General features: G+C 71.4%; 15 protein-coding genes. 8 read left to right on the top strand and 7 right to left on the bottom strand.

The window, feature by feature from the left end; genetic code table 11:
• Nucleotides 1-31: 31 nt before the first annotated feature.
• Nucleotides 32-532 carry a hypothetical protein gene (locus tag QIT00_RS21910; RefSeq protein WP_282537040.1) on the top strand — a complete coding sequence of 167 codons (501 nt, stop codon included), beginning with the start codon at nt 32-34 and terminating at the stop codon, nt 530-532.
• Between the two features lie 112 nt (nt 533-644).
• On the opposite strand, the gene QIT00_RS21905 is transcribed toward QIT00_RS21910, so the two are convergent.
• Nucleotides 645-2624 carry an N-acetylmuramoyl-L-alanine amidase gene (locus tag QIT00_RS21905; protein WP_408909822.1) on the bottom strand — a complete coding sequence of 660 codons (1980 nt, stop codon included), beginning with the start codon at nt 2622-2624 and terminating at the stop codon, nt 645-647.
• 239 nt (nt 2625-2863) lie between these two features.
• On the bottom strand, nt 2864-4099 hold the full coding sequence (locus QIT00_RS21900; RefSeq protein ID WP_282537038.1) for an ROK family transcriptional regulator: 1236 nt from the start codon (nt 4097-4099) through the stop codon (nt 2864-2866).
• A gap of 189 nt (nt 4100-4288) precedes the next feature.
• Between QIT00_RS21900 and QIT00_RS21895 the strand changes: the two genes are divergently transcribed.
• From QIT00_RS21895 to QIT00_RS21870, 6 genes are all read left to right on the top strand, one after another.
• A complete protein-coding gene (locus QIT00_RS21895; RefSeq protein WP_282537107.1) occupies nt 4289-5806 on the top strand; it encodes a sugar ABC transporter ATP-binding protein in 1518 nt (505 codons plus the stop codon).
• Complete coding sequence (locus QIT00_RS21890) at nt 5803-6801, top strand: ABC transporter permease (protein WP_282537037.1); 999 nt, start codon at nt 5803-5805, stop codon at nt 6799-6801. The genes QIT00_RS21895 and QIT00_RS21890 overlap by 4 nt, the downstream gene beginning before the upstream one ends.
• Nucleotides 6798-7829, top strand: a complete 1032-nt coding sequence (locus tag QIT00_RS21885) for an ABC transporter permease (protein ID WP_282537036.1) — start codon at nt 6798-6800, stop codon at nt 7827-7829. Before QIT00_RS21890 ends, QIT00_RS21885 begins: the two co-directional genes overlap by 4 nt.
• Complete coding sequence (locus tag QIT00_RS21880) at nt 7826-9031, top strand: ABC transporter substrate-binding protein (protein WP_282537035.1); 1206 nt, start codon at nt 7826-7828, stop codon at nt 9029-9031. The genes QIT00_RS21885 and QIT00_RS21880 overlap by 4 nt, the downstream gene beginning before the upstream one ends.
• Nucleotides 9028-9900 (top strand): sugar phosphate isomerase/epimerase family protein, encoded by an 873-nt coding sequence (locus QIT00_RS21875; RefSeq protein ID WP_282537034.1) that lies wholly within the window; start codon nt 9028-9030, stop codon nt 9898-9900. The genes QIT00_RS21880 and QIT00_RS21875 overlap by 4 nt, the downstream gene beginning before the upstream one ends.
• A 71-nt stretch (nt 9901-9971) precedes the next feature.
• Nucleotides 9972-13100 carry a ThuA domain-containing protein gene (locus QIT00_RS21870; RefSeq protein ID WP_282537033.1) on the top strand — a complete coding sequence of 1043 codons (3129 nt, stop codon included), beginning with the start codon at nt 9972-9974 and terminating at the stop codon, nt 13098-13100.
• A 77-nt stretch (nt 13101-13177) separates the two neighbouring features.
• Here the strand turns inward: QIT00_RS21870 and QIT00_RS21865 are convergent, their stop codons facing one another.
• The 3 genes from QIT00_RS21865 to QIT00_RS21855 form a co-directional block, all read right to left on the bottom strand.
• The gene (locus QIT00_RS21865; protein ID WP_282537032.1) at nt 13178-14428 is read right to left on the bottom strand and encodes a cation:proton antiporter; all 1251 of its coding nucleotides are present in this window, start codon (nt 14426-14428) and stop codon (nt 13178-13180) included.
• A 4-nt stretch (nt 14429-14432) separates the two neighbouring features.
• Nucleotides 14433-14903 carry a TrkA C-terminal domain-containing protein gene (locus QIT00_RS21860; RefSeq protein WP_282537031.1) on the bottom strand — a complete coding sequence of 157 codons (471 nt, stop codon included), beginning with the start codon at nt 14901-14903 and terminating at the stop codon, nt 14433-14435.
• Between the two features lie 237 nt (nt 14904-15140).
• On the bottom strand, nt 15141-16271 hold the full coding sequence (locus tag QIT00_RS21855; protein WP_282537030.1) for an aminoglycoside phosphotransferase family protein: 1131 nt from the start codon (nt 16269-16271) through the stop codon (nt 15141-15143).
• A 232-nt stretch (nt 16272-16503) separates the two neighbouring features.
• Here QIT00_RS21855 and QIT00_RS21850 point away from each other — a divergent pair, with 232 nt between their 5' ends.
• Complete coding sequence (locus QIT00_RS21850) at nt 16504-18000, top strand: DNA-binding protein NsdB (protein WP_282537029.1); 1497 nt, start codon at nt 16504-16506, stop codon at nt 17998-18000.
• 191 nt (nt 18001-18191) lie between these two features.
• Here QIT00_RS21850 and QIT00_RS21845 read toward each other — a convergent pair whose 3' ends face one another.
• Both QIT00_RS21845 and QIT00_RS21840 read right to left on the bottom strand, forming a co-directional pair.
• Nucleotides 18192-19628 carry a PP2C family protein-serine/threonine phosphatase gene (locus QIT00_RS21845; RefSeq protein ID WP_282537028.1) on the bottom strand — a complete coding sequence of 479 codons (1437 nt, stop codon included), beginning with the start codon at nt 19626-19628 and terminating at the stop codon, nt 18192-18194.
• A 280-nt stretch (nt 19629-19908) separates the two neighbouring features.
• Nucleotides 19909-20469, bottom strand: coding sequence for a dihydrofolate reductase family protein (locus QIT00_RS21840; RefSeq protein ID WP_282537027.1), 561 nt, complete (start codon nt 20467-20469; stop codon nt 19909-19911).
• Nucleotides 20470-20487 lie beyond the last annotated feature (18 nt).

The following is a 20487-nucleotide window of genomic DNA, read 5'->3' as shown; positions in this document are numbered from 1 at the left end:
GCCGTGTCGAAAGCCACGTACCATGGACGGCATGTCCTTCCTCCGCCGCCGAAGCGCCCCCACCCCCGCCGGCCCGGACTTCGACGTCCTGGCCATGGACCCGGGGGACTGGCCCGGCAACCTCGGCGCGGGCCTCCTGCCCGCCCCCGACGGCAGCTGCCAGGGCGTGTTCCTGCGGTACGACCTGTTCGGCGGCCGCGGCCCCGCCATGGTCATCGGCAACCTCCCGGAGGGCTCCCCGGCCCGCGAGACCGGCGAGAAGGACGTTCCGTTCGAGGTGGCGCAGCTGCTGCTCGCCCTGGAGAACGACGAGGACATCGAGGTCGTCGAGACCGAGGACGTGCCCGTCATGCAGGGCGACAACCTGCTGATCGTGCGCCGCCTCAAGCTCTCCGAGAGCCGGATCTCCTGCGTCCAGTTCGACCGGAGCGACAACGTCCTGGTGACCATCGCCGCCTGGGACCGCCCGATCACGGACGATCTGTACGCGCTCCTGAAGCCGCTGCCCGCGGAGCTCTTCCAGCAGGGCTGACCGCCCACCCGCCGACGCACATACGCCGGGCCCGGACCTGCCCCACGCATACGCCGGGCCCGGACCTGCCCCCACGCAGATCCGGGCCCGGCGAGCCTCTGCTCGCGCCCCGCTACGAACCCGAGGGCACGACCCGCACGTCCGCAGCCCGTACGAACGCGATCCGGTGACCGAACTGGATCTCGTAGTACGCGTCCTTGCCGCGCACCACCTGGTGGTCGGACGTGTCGAACGTCGTCGCGTAGTAGTACTCGCCCGGGACCTTCCCGCCCGTCGCGTACTTCTGGCCCTTGAGTAGCTTGTACGGCAGCGGGGACACCGGCTGCGGCTTGATGTCCGAGGGGTAGGCCGAGCTCTCCGGGTACGGGCGCCCGTACACCGGGATCTCCTCGGCACCCGCCTTCGGGGTGATCGTCGGGCCCGCCGCGTCGACCGCCGTGGGCTGCTTCTTCGGGTTCTTGAACCAGGCCTTCTGCCCGAGGAACCAGACCGCCGTCCAGTCGCCCTCGCGGTCCGCGACCGCGTACCGCTGGCCCGTCGACAGGCGCGAGCCGAGGTCGTTCACGCCGGTCGTCGAGTCACCGCCGCCGGGGCGCAGGCCGATGTCCTTGACCAGCGGGGCGTCGTCGCGCGGCTCGGTGTGCACCCGGACCGCGCTGGAACCGTGGGCCGGGCACGTGTCGCCGGGCTCCTCGCAGCTCGTGAACTCCGGCTTGTGCTGGTCGTATCGGGGAACCACGGTCACCAGACCGCCGTCCGGCCCCGCCGTCCGCTTGAACGGCTTGCCCATCAGCGTGAAGTAGTGCTGCCAGTCCCAGTACGGGCCCGGGTCCGTGTGCATGCCCGGGATCGCCGAGGTCGTGCTGCCCGGCACGGTGTCGTGGCCGAGGATGTGCTGCCGGTCGAGCGGGATGTCGTACCGCTTCGCGAGGTACTTCACCAGGCGGGCCGAGCTGCGGTACATCGCCTCCGTGTACCAGGCGTCCGGCTTGGTGAGGAAGCCCTCGTGCTCCAGGCCGATCGACTGCGCGTTGACCGCCCAGTTGCCCGCGTGCCAGCCGACGTCCTTCAGCTTCAGGTGCTGCGCGACATGGCCGTCGGTGGAGCGCAGCGTGTACTGCCAGGACACGTACTCGGGGTCCTGCACCAGCTTCAGGGTGGTGTCCCAGGTGCCCTCGGTGTCGTGCACCACGATGTACCGGATCTTCTGGTCCTTCGGCCGGTCGGCCTTGTCGTGGTTGCCGTAGTCCTCGTCGCCGAACTCCTCGTACGGCGCCGGGATCCACTCGCAGGAGATCGTCTTAGGGCAGTCCGTCGCGGCGCCCGAGGCGCGGCGCAGGCCCAGCTTCCCCATCCGGCTGGCGTCCGGCTCCAGGCCCCTGGTGGCGGCGAGCTCGACGTGCTGGCCCGCGTCGGTGGTGCGGGTCTGGCCGTCGCGGATCACCGCGAACACCTCGTTGGCGTACGAGGCCGCGGAGGCCTGGTCGTCGGCGCCGGAGAACTTCGCGACGGCCGCGTACCAGTCCGCCGGGTCCGCGCTGTCGGCGTCCGCCCCGGCCTCGCGCTGCGCGGCGGCGAGCAGGGCGGCGCCGCCGCGGATGTTCGCCGCCGGGTCGGTGCGCAGTTCGTCGGCGCCGATGCCGGTCAGCTCGGCGGCCTTCGGCAGGGTGCGCAGGCGTTCGGGCAGCTCGGACGCGTCGGGCAGCTTCGCCTCGGGCACCCGGGCCGGGCGGCGGGTGTCGCCGCGGGCGTCCTCCTCGCCGTGGCTGTGGTGCGGGGCCTCCTCGATCGCGGTGCGCGCGTCGGTCAGATGCATCGGGCCGTAGCCGCCGCTGACGCTCGGGGCGCCGCCGTGCGCGTCCCAGCGGGACTGCAGATAGGAGACGCCGAGGAGCACGCTCTGCGGCACCCGGTACTCGGCTGCCGCCGCCGCGAAGGCGCTCTGCAACCGCGCGGAGGGCGGGGCCGGGGCGTCATCGGAGGGCGCGGCCGCCAGCAGGGGCAGCAGCAGGGCGGCCGATGCCACGGCGCCCGAGGTCCTCGTCAGACGTCGGCGCACGGTCACATCTCCGGCATGGGCTGACCTTCGCAATGCTGCCTCCCGGGGCGATGGGTCGCGATGGGGCGTGCGGGGCCGAACGTGGGTGTCAGTGGTACCGGCTCTCCGACGATCCGTCAATCATGCCTACGGCAGCGGGATTTCCCATGTCAGGACGGTTCCCGGCGGGTTTCCTCCGCGCACGTCGGCCCGCCTGCGCCCCGTCAGTGGCCTGGACCATTGAACGCCCGCTGAGCAGGCCGGACACGGACCGCCGACCACACCGGGTCGGTTCAGCGCGCGGCGCCCGCCAGGGCCCGGTCCACCTGTTCGGGGGAGAGCGCGTGCTCGATGGCGAGGATGCCCGCGCCGACCGCCGCGGCGTTCTCTCCCGTACGGCTCGGCTCGATCCGCAGGACGTGCGTGGCCAGCGGGTGCGAACGCCGGTACACCGCTTCCCGTACGCCCGCGAGGAGTTGGTCGTGGACCGCGGCCAGGGCGCCGCCGAGGACCACCGCGTCGGGGTTGAAGAAGTTCACGAGCCCGGCGAGGACTTCGCCGACCGCGCGCCCCGCCTCGCGCACCATCCGCACCGCCTCCCGGTTCCCGGACTGCACCAGGCGTACGACATCGCTGCCCGAGGACGCGTCCAGACCGAGGTCGGCGAGGCGCCGGGCAAGGGCCGCGCCGCCCGCCACCGCCTCCAGGCAGCCCGAGTTGCCGCAGCGGCACGGGTCGTCCAGCTCGCCGACGCGGATGTGCCCGATGTCCCCGGCGCTGCCCTGCGCCCCGCGGTGCAGCCGGCCGTCGGCGACGATGCCGCAGCCGATGCCCGTACCGACCTTCAGGTAGAGCAGATAGCGGGTGTCGCGGAAGGCGCGGCGCTGCTCGGCCAGGGCCATCACGTTCACGTCGTTGTCGACGAGGGCGCGGGCGCCGTAGCGGGACGCGAAGAACTCCGGGATCGGGTACCGGTGCCAGCCCGGCATGATCGGCGGGTCCACCGGGCGGCCGGTGGAGAACTCGACGGGCCCCGGCACCCCGACGCCGATCGACCGCAGCCCGTGCCGTTCGCGGCCCGCCTCCGCGAGCAGGCCGTCCAGGGTCCGCTCGACATGGCCGAGCACCGCCTGCGGGCCGTCCGCGATGGACAGCGGGTCCTCGCGCAGGGCCAGCATCGCGCCGCCGATGTCGAGCAGCGCCACCCGGCAGTGCGAGGCCCCCAGGTCGACGCCCGCGACCGCGTGCTCGCGCGTACGCAGGCGCAGGCGGCGGGGCGGGCGCCCGCCGGTGGAGCCGCCGTCGGCGTTGTCCTCGTCGAGGAAGCCGTGCGCGACCAGGGCGTCCACGCGCTGCGAGACCGTCGAGCGGGCCAGCCCTGTGAGCCGGGCTATGTCGGCGCGGGTCGCCGCCGCCCCCGAGCTGACCAGCGAGAGCACCTCGCCCGGGGAGTACGCGGCGGACACCGGGGACGGGACGGGAGGGGCGGCCGGGGACGGCGCCGAGGCGTACTCCGGGGCTGAGGACATGTCCGCCAGCCTAGGGACGACTTCAACCGCTCACAAGGCACGCAGCGTTCGGCAATCGACCTAAGTACCCGTCAATTTCGTTGTGAAGAACGGCGCTTGAACCCTTGACAGGTCAAACGCGGGCCAGGACATTGCTCCGCGGTGCGCTTCCGCGCCCGCTGTCGAAGGAGAGCCGTACGAATGCCGGCGATGCTGACGATGCAGGGTGTGTCCAAGAGCTTTCTCGGAGTACGGGTGCTGCACGGCGTGGACCTCGACCTGGAGGCGGGTGAGGTGCACGCCCTGGTCGGCGAGAACGGCGCCGGCAAATCGACGTTGATGAAGGTCCTCGCCGGGGAGCACGTCCCGGACGAGGGCACCGTCCGGCTCGACGGCACCGCCCACCGGTTCGGCCATCCCGCCCAGGCCCAGGCCGCCGGGATCGGCATCATCCACCAGGAGTTCGCGCTCCTGCCGCACCGCACGGTCGCCGAGAACGTCTTCCTCGGCCGCGAACCCACCCGCCGCGGCCTCGTCGACCGGCGCGCGATGCGCGAGCAGACCGCGCGCCTCCTGACCGAACTCGGCATCGGCGCGGCGGAGGGCCTCACCCCGGACACGTACGTCCGTGATCTGTCCGTGGCCCGCCAGCAGACCGTGGAGATCGTCAAGTCCCTGGGAGGCGCCTCCGACGTACGTGTCCTCGTCATGGACGAGCCGACCGCCCCGCTCGCCGACCACGAGGCCGGACTCCTGCACGACCTCGTCCGCCGCCTCGCCGCCCGCGGGCTCGGCGTCCTCTACATCTCGCACCGGCTCCGCGAGGTCTTCGAACTCGCCGACCGCGTCACGGTGTTGAAGGACGGCCGCCGCGTGACCACCACCCGCACCGCCGACACCGACACCGACCGGGTCGTCCGCGCCATGGTCGGCCGCGAGCTCAGCGCCTACTACCCGCCGCGCGCCCGCCCCGAGGAGCTCGGCGCGCTCCGGCTCACCGTCACCGGCGCGGGCAACGACCGGCTGCACGCCATCGACCTGCGCCTGCGCGCGGGCGAGATCACCGGAGTGGCGGGCCTCCAGGGCTCGGGCCGTACCTCCCTGGCCCGCGCCCTGTTCGGCGCCGCGCCCTTCACCCACGGCCGGATGACCGTCGGCGACCGGGAGCTGCGTCCTGGCAGCCCGCGCCAGGCCATCCGCGCGGGCCTCGCCCTCGTCACCGAGGACCGCAAGACCGAAGGGCTCGCCCTGCGCCAGTCCGTACGCGACAACGCCTTGCTCGTCACCCGCGCCGTACCCGCCCGAGGACGCCCGCCCGCAGGACGCTCCCTGGCCGGGCTCCTCGACCGCGTCAGGCTCCAGGCGCGCGGCGAGGACCAGCAGACGCAGTATCTGTCCGGCGGCAACCAGCAGAAGGTCGTCATCGCCAAGTGGCTCGCCGCCCACCCGCAGGTGCTGATCGTCGACGAACCCACCCGTGGCGTCGACGTCGGCGCCAAGGCCGCCATCCACACGCTGATCCGCGAACTCGCCCGCGACGGGCTCGCCGTGCTGCTCATCACCTCGGAACTGCCCGAGCTGATCGGCATGAGCGACCGCGTCCTCGTCATGGCCGAGGGCCGGATCGCCGGTGAACTGCCCGCGGGCGCGAGCGAGGAGGACATCATGCGGCTCGCCACCTCGGCCGCGGAGAGACCAGCGCCGTCGGCCGCGGAGGGAGCCGCATGACCGGCACCGCACTCGCCCCCGCGCCGGTGAAGTCCCCGCCGCGGAAGGCGTCCCGGCTCACCGACCCCGTCGTCGGCGTCTGGCTCGCCGCCCTCGCCGTCACCCTGCTCGGCTGGCTCGTCGTCACGCTCGACGGCGGTACGTTCCTCACCCAGGCCAACATCACCGGCATCCTGCAGAACAGCGTCGCCCTCGGCCTGGTCGCCGTCGGCCAGAGCGCCGTGATCCTCACCGGCTCCCTCGACCTGTCCGTCGCGTACCTCATCGGGCTCGGCACGCTCGTCGCCGCCGAGACCATGCAGAGCGGCAGCGTTGTCACGGCCGTGCTCGCGGTGCTCGCCCTGTCGGCGGCCGTGGGGCTCGCCAACGGGCTCGTCGTCACCGGGCTCAAGGTCAACGCGTTCATCGCGACCCTCGGCACCGCGTTCATCCTGCGCGGCTGGATCGAGCACCACTACACGGGCCCGGCGGGCAAGGTGCCCGCCTCCTTCCAGCGGCTCGGCTACGACCGCATCGGCCCGCTGCCCGTCTCCCTGTTCCTGCTCGCCGCCGTCGCCCTGGCGCTGTGGCTGATCACCCGGCGCACCCGCCTCGGCCACCACATGTACGCCACCGGCGGCGACGAGCACGCCGCCCGCCTCTCCGGCGTCCGCACCCGCCGCACCGTGATCGCCGCGCACGTCCTGTGCTCCCTGTGCGTGGGCGCCGCCGCCCTGTTCCTCGCCGCCCGGCTCGGCGCCGGAGCACCCTGGGCGGGCACCGAGGCGCGGTACGACCTGGAGTCCATCGCCGCCGTCGTCCTCGGCGGCACCGTCCTCGCGGGCGGGCGCGGGGGAGTGGCCGGCACCCTCGGCGGCGTCCTCGTCCTCGCCGTCCTGGACAGCGTCTTCAACCAGCTGTCCGTCGACCCGTTCTTCAAGAACGTCGTACGCGGCGTCGTCATCATCGCCGCCGTCGCCCTGTACGCGCGGCGCGGCGCGAGGAGGTCCGCATGACGGTGGCAACTCCCGTACACGGCAAGCGAGTTGGGGTCACCTTCGGCCCCGGCACGCCCGTCTACGTGCTGCTCGTCGTCCTCCTCGCCGCGCTCGCCCTGACCGACCCCGGCTTCTACGACCCCGACCGCTTCCTCGCGTTCGTGAAGCGCGCGGCACCCCTCGTGCTGCTCGCGGCCGGCCAGTATCTGGTCATCGTCAGCGGCGAGTTCGACCTGTCCGTCGGCGCGATCGTCACCGCCGGGGTGGTCGTGGCGGCCGAGCTGTACGGCTCGTACCCCGGCGCGCACTGGCTGCTCATGACGCTCGCGCTGCTGCTCGCCGGAGCGGTCGTCGGCCTCGTCAACGGGCTGATCAGCACCGGCCTGCGCGTGCCCTCGTTCATCACCACGCTCGGCATGATGCTGATCCTCGAAGGCGCCGTCTTCTACTGGACCGGCGGCTCCCCGCAGGGTGTGCTCCCCGAGGAGTTCCGCGCCCTGGGCCGCGGCACCGCCTTCGGGTGGCTGCCGTGGGCCGTGCTCGCCTGCGCCGCGGCCGCCGTGCTCGCGGTGTGGCTGATGCGCCGCGACTTCGGGCGCACTCTCATCGCCACCGGCGACAGCGAACGCACCGCTGCCCTGTCCGGCGTACGGGTGCACCGCGTCCGCGTCCTCGCCTTCGTCCTGTCCGGAGTGGCCGCCGCGCTCGCCGCCGTCCTGGTCGGCGGCTTCTCCGGGGTGTCCGCGCAGGCCGGGCGCGGCATGGAGTTCGAGGCGATCACCGCCGTCGTGCTCGGCGGGGTGGCGCTCGGCGGCGGGCGCGGTTCGGTGCTCGCCGCGATGGCCGGGGCGTTCTCGCTCCAGGCCCTGTTCACGCTGCTCAACCTCCAGGGCGTCTCCGGCGCCCTCGAATCCACCGTCCAGGGCGTCATCGTCATCGCCGCCGTAGGCATCGGGGCCGCGGACTTCGCCCGCCTGCGCCGCCGCCGTACGCAGTCCGCGGCGCGCAGCCCCCGTACGCATTCCTCGGAAGGAAGTACGCCATGAGCCGCCCCCGCCCCCTGCTGATCGGCTCGGCCGCGGCCCTCGCCGCCGCCCTCCTCGCCTCCTGCACCAGCGACGTCCCGCCCGACGCGCCCGCCGCCGCATCCCAGAGCAGTGGCTCGGAAGCCGACGGAAAACAGTCAGAGTTCTTCCAACAGGCCGAATACGAACGGCAGTTGAAGCTCGCGAAGGTCACCCCGGAAGGCCCCGAGGGCAAGCCCTGGGAGCAGATGCTCGAACCGAGGATGAAGGACACGTCGCAGTACGCGAAGAAGGGCTCCGGCGGCGTCCACCTCTGCTTCTCCAACGCCGGGGTGTTCAACCCATGGCGCCAGGTCGGCCTGAAGACCATGAAGGCCGAGGTCGAACTCCACGACGAGATCAGCGAGTTCACCGTCCTCGACGCCCAGGGCAAGGACGACAAGCAGATCTCCGACATCCAGGAGCTCACCGGAAAGGGCTGCGACGCGCTGATCGTCTCGCCCAACACCACCGCCACCCTCACCCCCGCCGTGAAGGAGGCCTGCGGCAAACTCCCCGTGATCGTCTTCGACCGGGGCGTGGAGACCGACTGCGCCGTCACCTTCATCAACCCCATCGGCGGGTACGGCTACGGAGCGGTCGCCGCCGACTTCCTCGTCGACAAGGTCAAGCCCCAGGGCAAGATCCTCGCCCTGCGCATCTCGCCCGGTGTGGACGTCCTGGAGAACCGCTGGTCCGCCGCCAAGGTCGCCTTCGACAAGAGCGAACTCGACGTCGTGGACGTCAAGTTCACCGAGGGCGACACCGCCAAGACCAAGTCCGTCGTCGCCGACGCCATCTCCCGGCACGGGCAGATCGACGGCGTCTGGATGGACTCGGGCGCCACCGCCGTCGCCGCCGTGGAGGCCTTCGAGGACGCGGGCGTCGACGTACCCCCGATCACCGGCGAGGACCAGCAGGACTTCCTTCAGGCCTGGAAGGACAAGGACCTCACCGCGATCGCCCCCACCTACCCCACCTTCCAGTGGCGCACCCCGGTCATCGCAGCCCTGCGCGTCCTCGACGGCGAGCAGGTTCCCGAGGAGTGGAAGCTGCCGCAGCCGACCGTCACGCAGGACAACCTCGACACGTATCTGAAGGACGGCATGCCGCCGCTGCACTACGCGATGTGCGGCTGCGAGAAGCTGCCCGGCTTCCCCGAGGACTGGGGAGGCAAGAAGTGACCGCCCCCGCACGGCAGTTGGGCGCCAACCCGTGGATCTGGCACTCGCCCGTCACCACGGACGCCCTCGCCGAGACCCTGCCGCGCCTCGCCGGCTGGGGCTTCGACTGCGTCGAACTGCCCCTGGAACAGCCGGACGACTGGGACCCGGCGAGCTGCGCCAAGCTCCTCGACGCGACCGGCCTCTCCCCGGCCGCCGTCATCGGCGTCATGACACCCGGCCGCGACCTCGTCCGCACCACACCGGACACGGCCCGCACCACCCAGGACTACCTGCGCCGCTGCGTCGACCACGCGCACGCGATCGGCGCGCCCGTCGTCGCCGGGCCCCTCTACGCGGCCGTCGGCCGGACCTGGCGCATGGACACCCGGGAACGGTCGGCCGCGTACGCCGAGTGGCGCGAGCACCTCGCGCCCGTCGTCGAGTACGCCCGGCGTGCCGGAGTCCGCCTCGCCGTCGAACCCCTCAACCGGTACGAGACCAGCTTCGTCAACACCGTCGCCCAGACCCTCGACGCCCTCGACGGACTGCCCGCCGACGGCATCGGCCTCGCCCTCGACACGTACCACCAGAACATCGAGGAGCACTCCTTGTCCGCCGCCGTGCACACCGCCGGCGAGCGCATCGCGCACGTCCAGGTGTGCGCCAACGACCGGGGCGCACCCGGCGCCGACCACCTCGACTGGCCGGGCTTCCTGCGCGCCCTCGCCGACGCGGCACCCGGGCTCCCACTCTGCATCGAGTCGTTCACCGCGCACAACGACGCCATCGCGGTCGCCGCATCCGTATGGCGCCCCCTCGCCACCACCCAGGACGCCCTCGCCACCGAAGGCCTGGGTTTCCTGCGCCGCACGCTCACGGCGCTCTGACAGGCCCCCGATCTCCGGCACGCACCACCATCCGGCACCACCTCACCCGTACGACGAGAGAGGAACGGTCCATGGGTCGCCACCCACGTGCACTGCCGAAACGCATACGAAGAACACTGCTCACCCTGCTCGCCACCCTGGCGCTCGCGCTGACCGCGCTGCCCGCCACCGCCGCGGGCAAGGCGCCGGAGTTCCGCGCGCTGCTCTTCACCAAGGCGGTCGGGTACGTCCACGACTCCATCCCCGCCGGAATCCAGATGTTCCAGGAGGAGGCGGAGGACAACAACTTCGAGGTCGTCCAGACCGACGACGCCACCGTCTTCGCCGACGACAAGCTCAAGGACTTCGACGTCATCGTCATGCTGCAGAACTCCGGCATGGTCTGGGACACCGACGCCCAGCGCGAGGCGATGCAGAACTACGTCCGCTCCGGCAAGGGCGTCGTCGCCCTCCACAACACCCTCGACATGGGCGTCGAGGAGGAGTTCCCGTGGTGGGACGAGACCATCAACGCGGGCGCCCACATGCCCGCCCACTCGCCCGGCGTCCTCAAGGGCACCGCGAAGGTCGCCGACCGCGTCCACCCCTCCACCAAGGGCCTCCCGGAACGCTGGGAGCGCCCCGAGGAGTGGTACAACTTCGATAAGAATCCCCGCGGTGACGTGCACGTCCTCGTCACGGCCGACGAGACCACGTACGACCCGGGCGGCTCGGCCATGGGCGCCGACCACCCGATCTCCTGGTGCCGTACCACCGAGGGCGGCAAGGTCTGGGCCACCGCGATGGGCCACGACAAGGCGTCCTACAACGAGGCGTACTTCCGCGAGCACGTCATCGGCGGCGTCAAGTGGGCCGCGGGCAAGGCGAAGGGCGACTGCGGCGGCACCGTCTGGAACGGCTACGAGAAGATCACCCTCGACGACAACACCGCCGACCCGATGGAGCTGGACGTCGCCGCCGACGGCAAGGTCTTCTACGCCCAGCGCAACGGCGAGGTGAAGATCTTCGACCCGAAGTCCCACCAGACCACCAGCGCGGGCCAGTTGGACGTCTACACCGGCGGCGAGGACGGCCTCGTCGGCCTCGAACTCGACCCGAAGTTCCAGGACAACCACTGGATCTACCTGTACTACGCGCCCGCCGGAGCCAAGGACGACATCAACCGCCTGTCCCGCTTCACCGTGAAGGACGGCAAGCTGGACAAGGCCAGTGAGAAGCAGCTCATCGACGTCCCCGCGTACCGCGACCGCACCTTCCCCGAGCCCGGACACACCGGCGGCGCCGTCGAGTTCGGCCCGGACCGCACCCTCTACCTGTCCACCGGCGACGACGTGCCGCCCAACCTCGACCCGAACTGGCAGGGTTACGCCCCGCTCGACTGGCGCGAGGGCAAGGAGATGCTGGACGCCGCCCGCACCGCCGGCAACACGAACGACCTGCGCGGCAAGATCCTCCGCATCAAGCCCAAGGACAAGGGCGGCTACAGCATCCCCAAGGGCAACCTCTTCGCCAAGGGCACCGACAAGACCCGCCCCGAGATCTACGCGATGGGCTTCCGCAACCCGTTCCGCTTCACCGTCGACCCGAAGACGGGGTACGTGCACGTCTCCGACTACGGGCCCGACCGCGGCGCCCCCACCACGGACCGCGGGCCCGAGGGACTCGTCGAGTACAACGTCATCAAGGAGCCCGGCAACTACGGCTGGCCGTTCTGCCACGGCAACAACCAGGCGTACGCCCCGTACAACCCGGACACCCAGGAGGTCGGCGCCAAGTTCGACTGCGACAAGCCGACCAACCCGTCCCCGAACAACACCGGCCTCAAGGACCTGCCGCAGCTCGTCCAGCCCGAAATCTGGTATGGCTACGGCGAGTCGAAGGAGTTCCCCGAGATGGGCAGCGGCGGCTCCGCCCCGATGAGCGGACCCGTCTACCACTACGACGCCAAGAACCCGTCGAAGACCAAGTTCCCCGCCTACTTCGAGGGCGCGAGCTTCTTCTACGAGTGGGCGCGCAACTCCGTCAAGGAGATCCGCTTCGACCAGGACGAGAAGCTCCTGAAGATCAACGACTTCATGGACTCGGTGAAGTTCACCAAACCCATGGACATGACCTTCGGCCCCGACGGCTCCCTCTACGTCCTCGAATGGGGCTCGGAGTTCGGCGGCGGCAACAACGACTCCGGCCTCTACCGCATCGACTACGCGCAAGGCCAGCGCAGCCCCCTCGCGAAGGCCAAGGCATCCGCCACCAACGGCCCGACACCCCTGAAGGTCGACTTCTCCAGCGAGGGCACCAGCGACCCCGACGGTGACGCCCTCACCCTGGCCTGGGACTTCGACGGCGACGGCACCTTCGACTCCACGGAAGCCAACCCCAGCCACACCTACACCACGAAGGGCGACTTCACGGCCCAGCTGAAGGTCACGGACTCCACCGGCAAGACCGGCTTCGCCAACATCCCGATCACCGCGGGCAACACCGCCCCCACGGTCAAGGTGGAGACCCCGCTCGACGGCAAGCTGATCACCTTCGGCGACAAGATCCCGTACAAGGTCACGGTCACCGACCCCGAGGACGGCACCGTCGACTGCTCCAAGGTCACCGTCAACCCGGCCCTCGGCCACGACGACCACGAGCACCCGACGACCGACATCCCCGGCTGCGAGGGCACCGTCGACACCGGCGACCTGGGCGGCCACCCCGAGGGCGCGGACCTCACGTACGTCCTCAACGCCAAGTACACCGACCAGGGCGCCGAGGGGACGTCGGCGCTCACCGGCTACGGACGGTCGGTGCTGCAACCCCGCCACAAGCAGGCCGAGTACCGCGACGACCAGTCCGGCACCCGGATCGTCTCCCAGGAGGGCGCCGAGAACGGCAAACGCATCGGGGACATCAGCGACGGCGACTGGATCGCCTTCGACCCGATGAGCCTGGAGGGCGTCGACCAGGTCAGCTACAAGCTGTCCTCGCCGTACGGAGTGGGCGCGATCGAACTCCGCTCGGGCGCCCCGGACGGCAAGCTCCTGGCGACGACCCCGGTCCCGAACACGGGCGGCTGGGACACCTATCAGGAGACGCCCGCGGTCCCCGTCGAAGCCCTGCCCGGCGGCGGCCACAAGCTGTACCTGGTCTTCACGTCACCGCAGGACAACGCCTTCGACGTGGACGCGGCGCGGTTCCACAGCGGTACGTGAACGACACCTGACGGCACCAGGGCCCGCACCCACCGAGACGGGTGCGGGCCCTGCGGTCGTCCACCGTGCCGTGCGCGCTACGGCTTCGCCCCGCCGTGCGCCTCGGCCGTCTCCGGCCGCTCCTGCGCGGGCACGCTCGCGGAGGACGGTCCACCCCCACCGCCCGAGCGTTCGCGCCGCTTGATGAAGTAACCGGCGATCGGCTGCGTGTACCGCGCGGTCAGCGGGCCCACGATCACCAGGATCAGGACGTACGCCGTCGCCAGCGGGCCCAGGGCGGGCTCGATGCCGGCCGTCACGGCGAGGCCCGCGATGACGATGGAGAACTCGCCGCGTGCGACCAGCGTGCCGCCCGCGCGCCAGCGGCCCTTGACGCCGACCCCGGCGCGTTTGGCCGCCCAGTACCCCGTGGCGATCTTCGTGAGCGCCGTGCCGATGGCCAGGACCAACGCGGGCAGCAGCACCGGAGGAATGCTCGCCGGGTCCGTGTGCAGGCCGAAGAAGACGAAGAACACCGCGGCGAACAGATCCCGCAGCGGGCTCAGCAGCGTGTGCGTACCCTCCGCGACCTCACCGGACAGCGCGATGCCCACGAGGAACGCGCCCACCGCCGCCGACACCTGGAGCTGCTGGGCGATGCCCGCCACGAGCAGCGTCAGGCCGAGCACCACGAGCAGCAGCTTCTCCGGGTCGTCGCTGGAGACGAAGCGGGAGATGACGCGCCCGTAGCGGAGCGCGACGAACAGCACGAGCCCGGCCACACCGAGCGCGATGGCGAGCGTGACGCTCGCCGCAGCGAGGCTCACCCCCGCCAACAGGGCCGTGATGATGGGCAGATACACCGCCATCGCCAGGTCTTCGAGGACGAGAACGCTGAGGATCACGGGCGTCTCACGGTTGCCGACCCGGCCGAGATCGCCGAGCACCTTCGCGATGACACCGGACGACGACACCCACGTGACGCCCGCGAGCACCACCGCCGCCACCGGACCCCAGCCGAGCAGCAGCGCGGCGAGCGCGCCGGGCAGCGCGTTCAGACAGAAGTCGACGAGCCCCGCCGGGTACTGGGTCTTGAGGTTGGAGACCAGATCGGTCGCCGTGTACTCAAGACCCAGCATCAAAAGCAGCAGGATCACGCCTATCTCGGCGCCGATCGCCACGAACTCCTCGCTCGCGCCGAGCGGAAGCAGCCCGCCCTCGCCGAACGCGAGCCCGGCGAGCAGATACAGCGGTATCGGCGAGAACTGGAACCGCCCGGCGAACCGCCCGAGCAGCCCCAGGCCGAGGATGATCGCGCCGAACTCGATCAGGAAGAGAGCAGAGTGCACGAGGTCACTCCTGCCCGAGGATCGCCGCGGCCGCCTCGACGCCCTCGCGGGTACCGATCACGATCAGCGTGTCCCCACCGGCAAGGCGGAAGTCCGGCGCCGGAGACGGAATGGCCCCGGAGCGCCGCAGCACGGCGACGATGGACGCGCCCGTGTCGGTACGCATCCGCGTCTCGCCGAGCACCCGGCCGTTCCAGTGCGAGTGCGTCGACAGCTCTATGCGCTCGGCCACCAGCCCCAGATCCGTGGTGTGCAGCACATTCGGGCTGTGGTGCGCCGGCATCAACGCGTCGATCAGCGAGGCCGACTCGGGCCCCGTCAGATGCAGCGACTGCAGGCACGCGTCCGGGTCGTCGGCCTGGTAGACGTTGACGGTGCGCGTACCGTCGCGGTGCGCGACCACCGAGACATGGCGGTCCTCACGCGTGGTGAGGTCGTACTGGACGCCGATGCCGGGCAGCGGCGTCGTGCTCATCCGTGGAGCAGGCACGGCCTGTCCCCTCCCTGATCCCCTACTTGCTGGTGGAATACGCCGCGCCGGCCTGGAGCGCGAACACGGCAAGAGCGACATCGTGTCATCCGCGCCTGACGGCCCGACATGGGTGTCAGCACGGATGGACACGGACCGTGCCCGGAGGGGAGGGTTGCGCGGGGAACTGCGCGACCAGCCACGACGCATGCGGCAGACGACCGACAGCGCCGCAGGCCTTCCTCAGCGAGTGCCGACCGCCGCGCGCACCGCCCTGCGGGCCAGCGCGCAGTCGTCGTGCAGCCGCCGCAGTAGCAGCCGCTGCTCCTCGCCGGACGGAGCAGCACCGGGTTGGGCCTGACCCGGTGCTGCCGGGGCCTGGTCGTGCATGGCGCGCTGCACGGCCGTCTCGTACGTACGGATCTCCCGGGTGAGGACCAGCATCAGGTTCACCAGGAACGCGTCGCGCGCCGCCGGGCCCGCGGACTGGGCGAGCTGGCTGATCTGACGGCGCGCCAGGGGGGCGTCACCGAGACAGGACCAGAGCGTCGCCAGGTCGTACCCCGGCAGGTACCAGCCGGCGTGCTCCCAGTCGACGAGGACCGGGCCCGCCGGGGAGAGCAGGACGTTCTGCAGCAGCGCGTCGCCGTGGCAGAACTGGCCCATGCCGCTGGGGCCCGCGGAGTGCGCGATGCCGTGCAGCAGCTTCTGCAGGTCGCCCAGGTCCCGGTCGGTGAGCAGACCCAGCTCGTGGTAGCGCGAGATCCGCGAGGCGTAGTCCAGCGGGGCGTCGAACATCCCCGCCGGCGGCCGCCAGGCGTTGAGCCGGCAGATCGCGCCGAGCGCCGCACGGATGTCCGCGCGCGGCGGCGCCTCCACCGGGTGCCGCTGCACGGCCGCGACCCTCCCCGGCATCCGCTCGATCACCAGCGTGCCGCCCACCGGGTCGGCGGCGATGAGCCGCGGCGCACGTACCGGCGGACGGTGCCGGACGAACGCGCGGTATGAAGCTATTTCGTGCTGGAGCCGCTCCGACCACGCGGGGGAGTCGTCCAGTAAGCACTTGGCGACCGCGGTGGAGCGTCCGGTCGTACCGACCAGGAGTACGGAGCGGCCGCTGCGCCGCAGCACCTGCACCGGGTTGAACTCCGGGCAGATCCGCAGTACGGACGCGATGGCCGTACGCAACTGCGCGCCCTGAGCGCCGGACAGGTCGAGTCTGCCGCTGAGCGGCTGCGTGCCGGGGGCCGGGCGGCGCATCCGGCCGCCTATGGCGGGGACCGCCTGTCGGGACGGTGCCAAGTACGGGCCGCTGCCCTGACGGTGGGCCTGCGGCCGGGGCGGAGCGGACACGGAGGACGATGCTGCGTACATGGGCGAGACAGATCCCTTCGTGTGCCGACGAGTCACATACGCCACCCGCCCGGCTGCAGTTCAGCACCCTGGGGAGTGCGGTACGACCGCCGGGGCGGGGTGGCGCATATCTACCTGACACCTCCCGGCACCTGGCACACCATGTGGCGCACCCTGGCGAACCCTGGCGAATAGTCGCACCGCATCTGACAGGCGGTTACTGTCAACTCAGCCGAGAACCTGGGGGCTTGACGTGAGCAGCGAACCCAACACTCGCCTGCAAGACCTGTTCGGCCTGGCCGGCTGGTCCAAGGGCGAACTGGCGAGACTCGTGAACCGGCAGGCGGCGGCCATGGGCCATCCGCAGCTGGCGACCGACACCTCGCGGGTGCGGCGCTGGATCGACATGGGAGAGATCCCGCGCGATCCCGTGCCGCGGGTCCTTGCGGCCCTGTTCACCGAGCGACTCGGCCGTGTCGTGACCATCGAGGACCTCGGTCTGGTCCGGCACGGGCGTACGGGAAAGAGGCAGAGCAAGGGGCAGCAGGACAACCCCGACGGACTGCCTTGGGCGCCCGAGCGGACTGCTGCGGTCCTCACCGAATTCACGGGAATGGACCTCATGCTCAACCGACGCGGCTTGGTGGGCGCGGGCGCCGCGCTCGCCGCGGGATCCGCACTCAGCAGCGCCATGCACGACTGGCTGCACACCGACCCGGCCCTGTCCGCCGACGCACCCCGCTCCCACGACCCCCTGCATGCCGACCCCGCTGGGTACGACCGGTACGAGGCCGCCCCCATCGGGTCGCAGGAGATCGAGGAGCTGGAGCGTTCGGTGGAGGTGTTCCGCGCCTGGGACGCCTCCCGTGGCGGCGGGCTGCAACGCAAGGCCGTGGTGGGCCAGTTGAACGAGGTGGGCGGCATGCTCGCCTACCACCACCCCGACCATCTCCAGCGGCGCCTGTGGGGCGTCGCCGCCAACCTCGCGGTCCTCGCGGGCTGGATGTCGCACGACGTCGGCCTGGAACCCACCGCCCAGAAGTACTTCGTGATCGCCGCACACGCGGCCCGCGAAGGCGGCGACCGGCCGCGCGCCGCCGAGGCGCTCTCCCGGGGCGCCCGCCAGATGGTCCACCTGGGCAGGCCCGACGACGCCTTGGACCTGATGAAGCTCGCCAAGTCCGGCTCGGGCGACGAAGTCCTGCCGCGCACCCAGGCGATGCTGCACACCATCGAGGCCTGGGCGCAGGCCGCCATGGGCAAGGGCCAGGCGATGCGGCGCACCCTCGGCGAGGCGGAGGAACTCTTCGTCTCGGACAAGGGCGATGTGCCACCGCCGAGTTGGATGCAGATGTTCGACGAGGCCGATATGCACGGCATGCAGGCCCTGGCGTACCGCACGCTCGCCGAGCACGACCCCAGCGCGTCGAGCATCGCCCAACGGCACGCCAAGGAGGCGCTGGAGCTGCGGGTCGGCGGACGGCAGCGCTCGAAGATCTTCGACTACATCTCGCTGGCCTCCGCCTGCTTCATCGCCGACGACCCGGAACAGGCCGACCGGTACGCACGCCTGGCCCTGGTGTCGATGGGCGAGACCTCCTCGCACCGCACCTGGGACCGGCTGCGCGAGATGTACCGCCTCACCGGCCAGTACGCCTCGTACCAGAAGATCCAGGATCTGCGCGAGGAGATCGAACTGGCCCTGCCCAAGGCGCAGTCGAAGGGGAAGGGTAAGAGTGTGAGGGCGTGACGACCCTCGCCGGTCGCCCCGGCTGCGGGGTTCTGTCTGCCGGGTGGCTGCCTCGTCGCCGGGTGTCGGGCCGGTGGTCCGTCCTCGCGCCCACGCGGCGCCAGCCGCACATCGACACAGCCTCGCGCCCCTGAGAGGCGGCGATCCCGCCGCCTCTCAGCAGGGGCTCCCCGCCGCCTCTCAGCAGGGGCTCAGGGCGCCCCGATCTTCGCGACCAGGACGCACGCGTCGTCCTCGCGCTCGGTCTGCCCGAACTCCTCGACGACCGTGCGTACGCACTCCTGAGCACCGCGCGCCCCGGCGAACCGGGGAGCCAGGTCCAGGAGGCGCTCGGCGCCCGCGGTGCCGTCACGTCCGGGCACGAGGCCGTCGGTGTGGAGCAGCAGCAGATCGCCGATCTCCAGGCGTTCCTCGGCCTGTTCGTACACCGCGCCCGAGGTGGCGCCCAGGAGCACTCCGTCCGGCGGTGTCAGCGCGCGCCCCGTCCCTCCGCGGAACAGCAGGGGGGCGGGGTGCCCGGCCTGTGCCCAGGTGAGCGTGCGGTGCACCGGGTCGTACCGGCAGCACACCGCGCTGCCCAGGGCGGGCTGCACGGCCGTGTCCAGCATCTGGTTGAGGTGGCCGAGCAGCGGTCCCGGCTGGGAACCGGCGATCGCCATCCCGCGCAGCGCGCCGAGCAGCATCGCCATGCCGGAGGTGACGGTGACGCCGTGCCCGGTGAGGTCGCCGACGCTCAACAGGGCGTCTCCGTCCGGGAGTTGCAGGGCGTCGTACCAGTCGCCGCCGATCAGCGCGCTGGAGGAGGACGGCAGATAGTGCGCCGCCAGGTCCAGGGCCGCGGGGCTGCCGTGCGGGAAGCGGAGCGAGCCGCGCCAGGGCGGCAGTACGGCCTCCTGCAGCTCCACGGCGACGCGGTGCTCGGTCTCCGCGAGCTGCTGCTGGCGTTGCAGGGACTCCTGGCTCTCGCGCACCGCGAGCTGGCTGCGGCGCAGTTCGCTGACGTCCCGCAGGACGGCCCACATCGAGGCGGTCATGCCGTTGGCGTCGAGCACGGGCTCGCCCATCATGTGCACGGTGCGCACTTCGCCGTCGGGGCGGACGATGCGGAACTCGCCGTCGATGGGCCGCCCGTCGACGAGGCAGTCCGTCACCATCGTGGTGAGCAGGGGCTGGTCCTCCGCGTGCACGAGGGCGGGGAGTTCGTCGAGCGTGAGCGGCTGCTTGGCCTGGTCCCGGCCGAATATGGCGTAGAGCTCGCCGGACCAGGTGACCTCGTCCGTCAGGAGGTTCCACTCGGCGCTGCCGACCCTGCTGAGCAGGGATCCGCGCTGCGGTTCGGGCCGCGACGGGGCGGACCGGGCGTCCCGGCCGCCGTCGTGCAGGGAGCCGGCCGGGGCACCGGCGCGCAGCTGGCCCAAGTGGGTGTTGAGGTCGTCGAGTTGGTGCACGGCGAGTTCGCACAGGGCGCGCTGCCAGCGGCCCTGCGGGTCCGTGGCGTCGGGCACGGTGTCGCGGCGCACGGCGTCCACGTCTCCGCGAAGGCGCTGCGTCTGGGAGATGAGCGCGTCGACCGTGCCGCGCTCGGGCGGCTGAGGTGCGGGGCGGTCCGCAAACAGATGGGACGGCATGACGTACTCCGATGCAGGCGCGGTGCGACCAAGGCTGACGGAAGAGCCGGTTACGACTGTTGCACAGGCAGCCATGCCCCGTAAGGGATTCGGCAACACACGATCCGGTGGTGCTGTCGGCATATGCCGGTGTCCTCGCATGCGCGTTGTCCCGATTGGCGAGGTTTGCCGGGCGCTTTATGGTGTTGCGCACAGCCCTCAACTGTGCCTGAAGGCCGGGCAGTTGAGGCCGAAAATAGCCGTTTGCCCCGGGCGGGTGACGGGCTGGGGCGGATCCGGTTCAGCTGCGCGGCGCGTACCGCAGAAACGTCGTACCGCCCGCGAAGCGGCGCTGTTCCAGCAGTTCGAGGCCGCTGCTGAACCCGGCGGGAAAGGCCCGCTTGCCGCCACCGACCAGGTAGGGGACGAGGAACACCCGGCACTCGTCGACGAGCCCCGCGGCGAAGGCGTGCCGGGCCAGTTCGGGCCCGCCGACGGCGAGGTCGCGGGTGGCCGATTCCTTGAGCCGCGCGACCGCCTCGGGGTCGAATTCGCGCTCGATCCGGGTGCGCGCGGTCGAGACCTCGCGGAGGGTCCGGGAGTACACGATCTTGTCGGCGCCGAGCCACTGCCGCGCGAAGTCCACCGCCACGGGTGGCTGACCGGGTTCGTCGAGGACGGTCTCCCAGTACCGCAGCACCCCGTACATACGTCGGCCGAGCAGTTGGGTGCCGACCGAGCGCTCCTGGTCGTTGATGAACGCGTGCACCTCGTCGTCGGGCGCGGCCCAGTCGAAGGAACCGTCCTCGTCGGCGATGAAACCGTCGAGCGAGGTGATCACGGTGTACAGCAGGCGTGCCACGGGTCCTCCGGTCGTCCG

The organism is Streptomyces luteolus, from assembly GCF_029968015.1.
GTDB lineage: Bacteria > Actinomycetota > Actinomycetes > Streptomycetales > Streptomycetaceae > Streptomyces > Streptomyces luteolus.
This window is presented reverse-complemented; position numbering and strand designations above follow the sequence as displayed.

Bases quoted from the DNA above. Each gene is read 5' to 3' on its own strand.
- QIT00_RS21910 (WP_282537040.1), top strand. From the start codon at position 32: ATGTCCTTCCTCCGCCGCCGAAGCGCCCCCACCCCCGCCGGCCCGGAC.
- QIT00_RS21900 (WP_282537038.1), bottom strand. From the start codon at position 4,099: ATGTCCTCAGCCCCGGAGTACGCCTCGGCGCCGTCCCCGGCCGCCCCT.
- QIT00_RS21895 (WP_282537107.1), top strand. From the start codon at position 4,289: ATGCTGACGATGCAGGGTGTGTCCAAGAGCTTTCTCGGAGTACGGGTG.
- QIT00_RS21890 (WP_282537037.1), top strand. From the start codon at position 5,803: ATGACCGGCACCGCACTCGCCCCCGCGCCGGTGAAGTCCCCGCCGCGG.
- QIT00_RS21885 (WP_282537036.1), top strand. From the start codon at position 6,798: ATGACGGTGGCAACTCCCGTACACGGCAAGCGAGTTGGGGTCACCTTC.
- QIT00_RS21880 (WP_282537035.1), top strand. From the start codon at position 7,826: ATGAGCCGCCCCCGCCCCCTGCTGATCGGCTCGGCCGCGGCCCTCGCC.
- QIT00_RS21870 (WP_282537033.1), top strand. From the start codon at position 9,972: ATGGGTCGCCACCCACGTGCACTGCCGAAACGCATACGAAGAACACTG.
- QIT00_RS21860 (WP_282537031.1), bottom strand. From the start codon at position 14,903: ATGAGCACGACGCCGCTGCCCGGCATCGGCGTCCAGTACGACCTCACC.
- QIT00_RS21855 (WP_282537030.1), bottom strand. From the start codon at position 16,271: ATGTACGCAGCATCGTCCTCCGTGTCCGCTCCGCCCCGGCCGCAGGCC.
- QIT00_RS21845 (WP_282537028.1), bottom strand. From the start codon at position 19,628: ATGCCGTCCCATCTGTTTGCGGACCGCCCCGCACCTCAGCCGCCCGAG.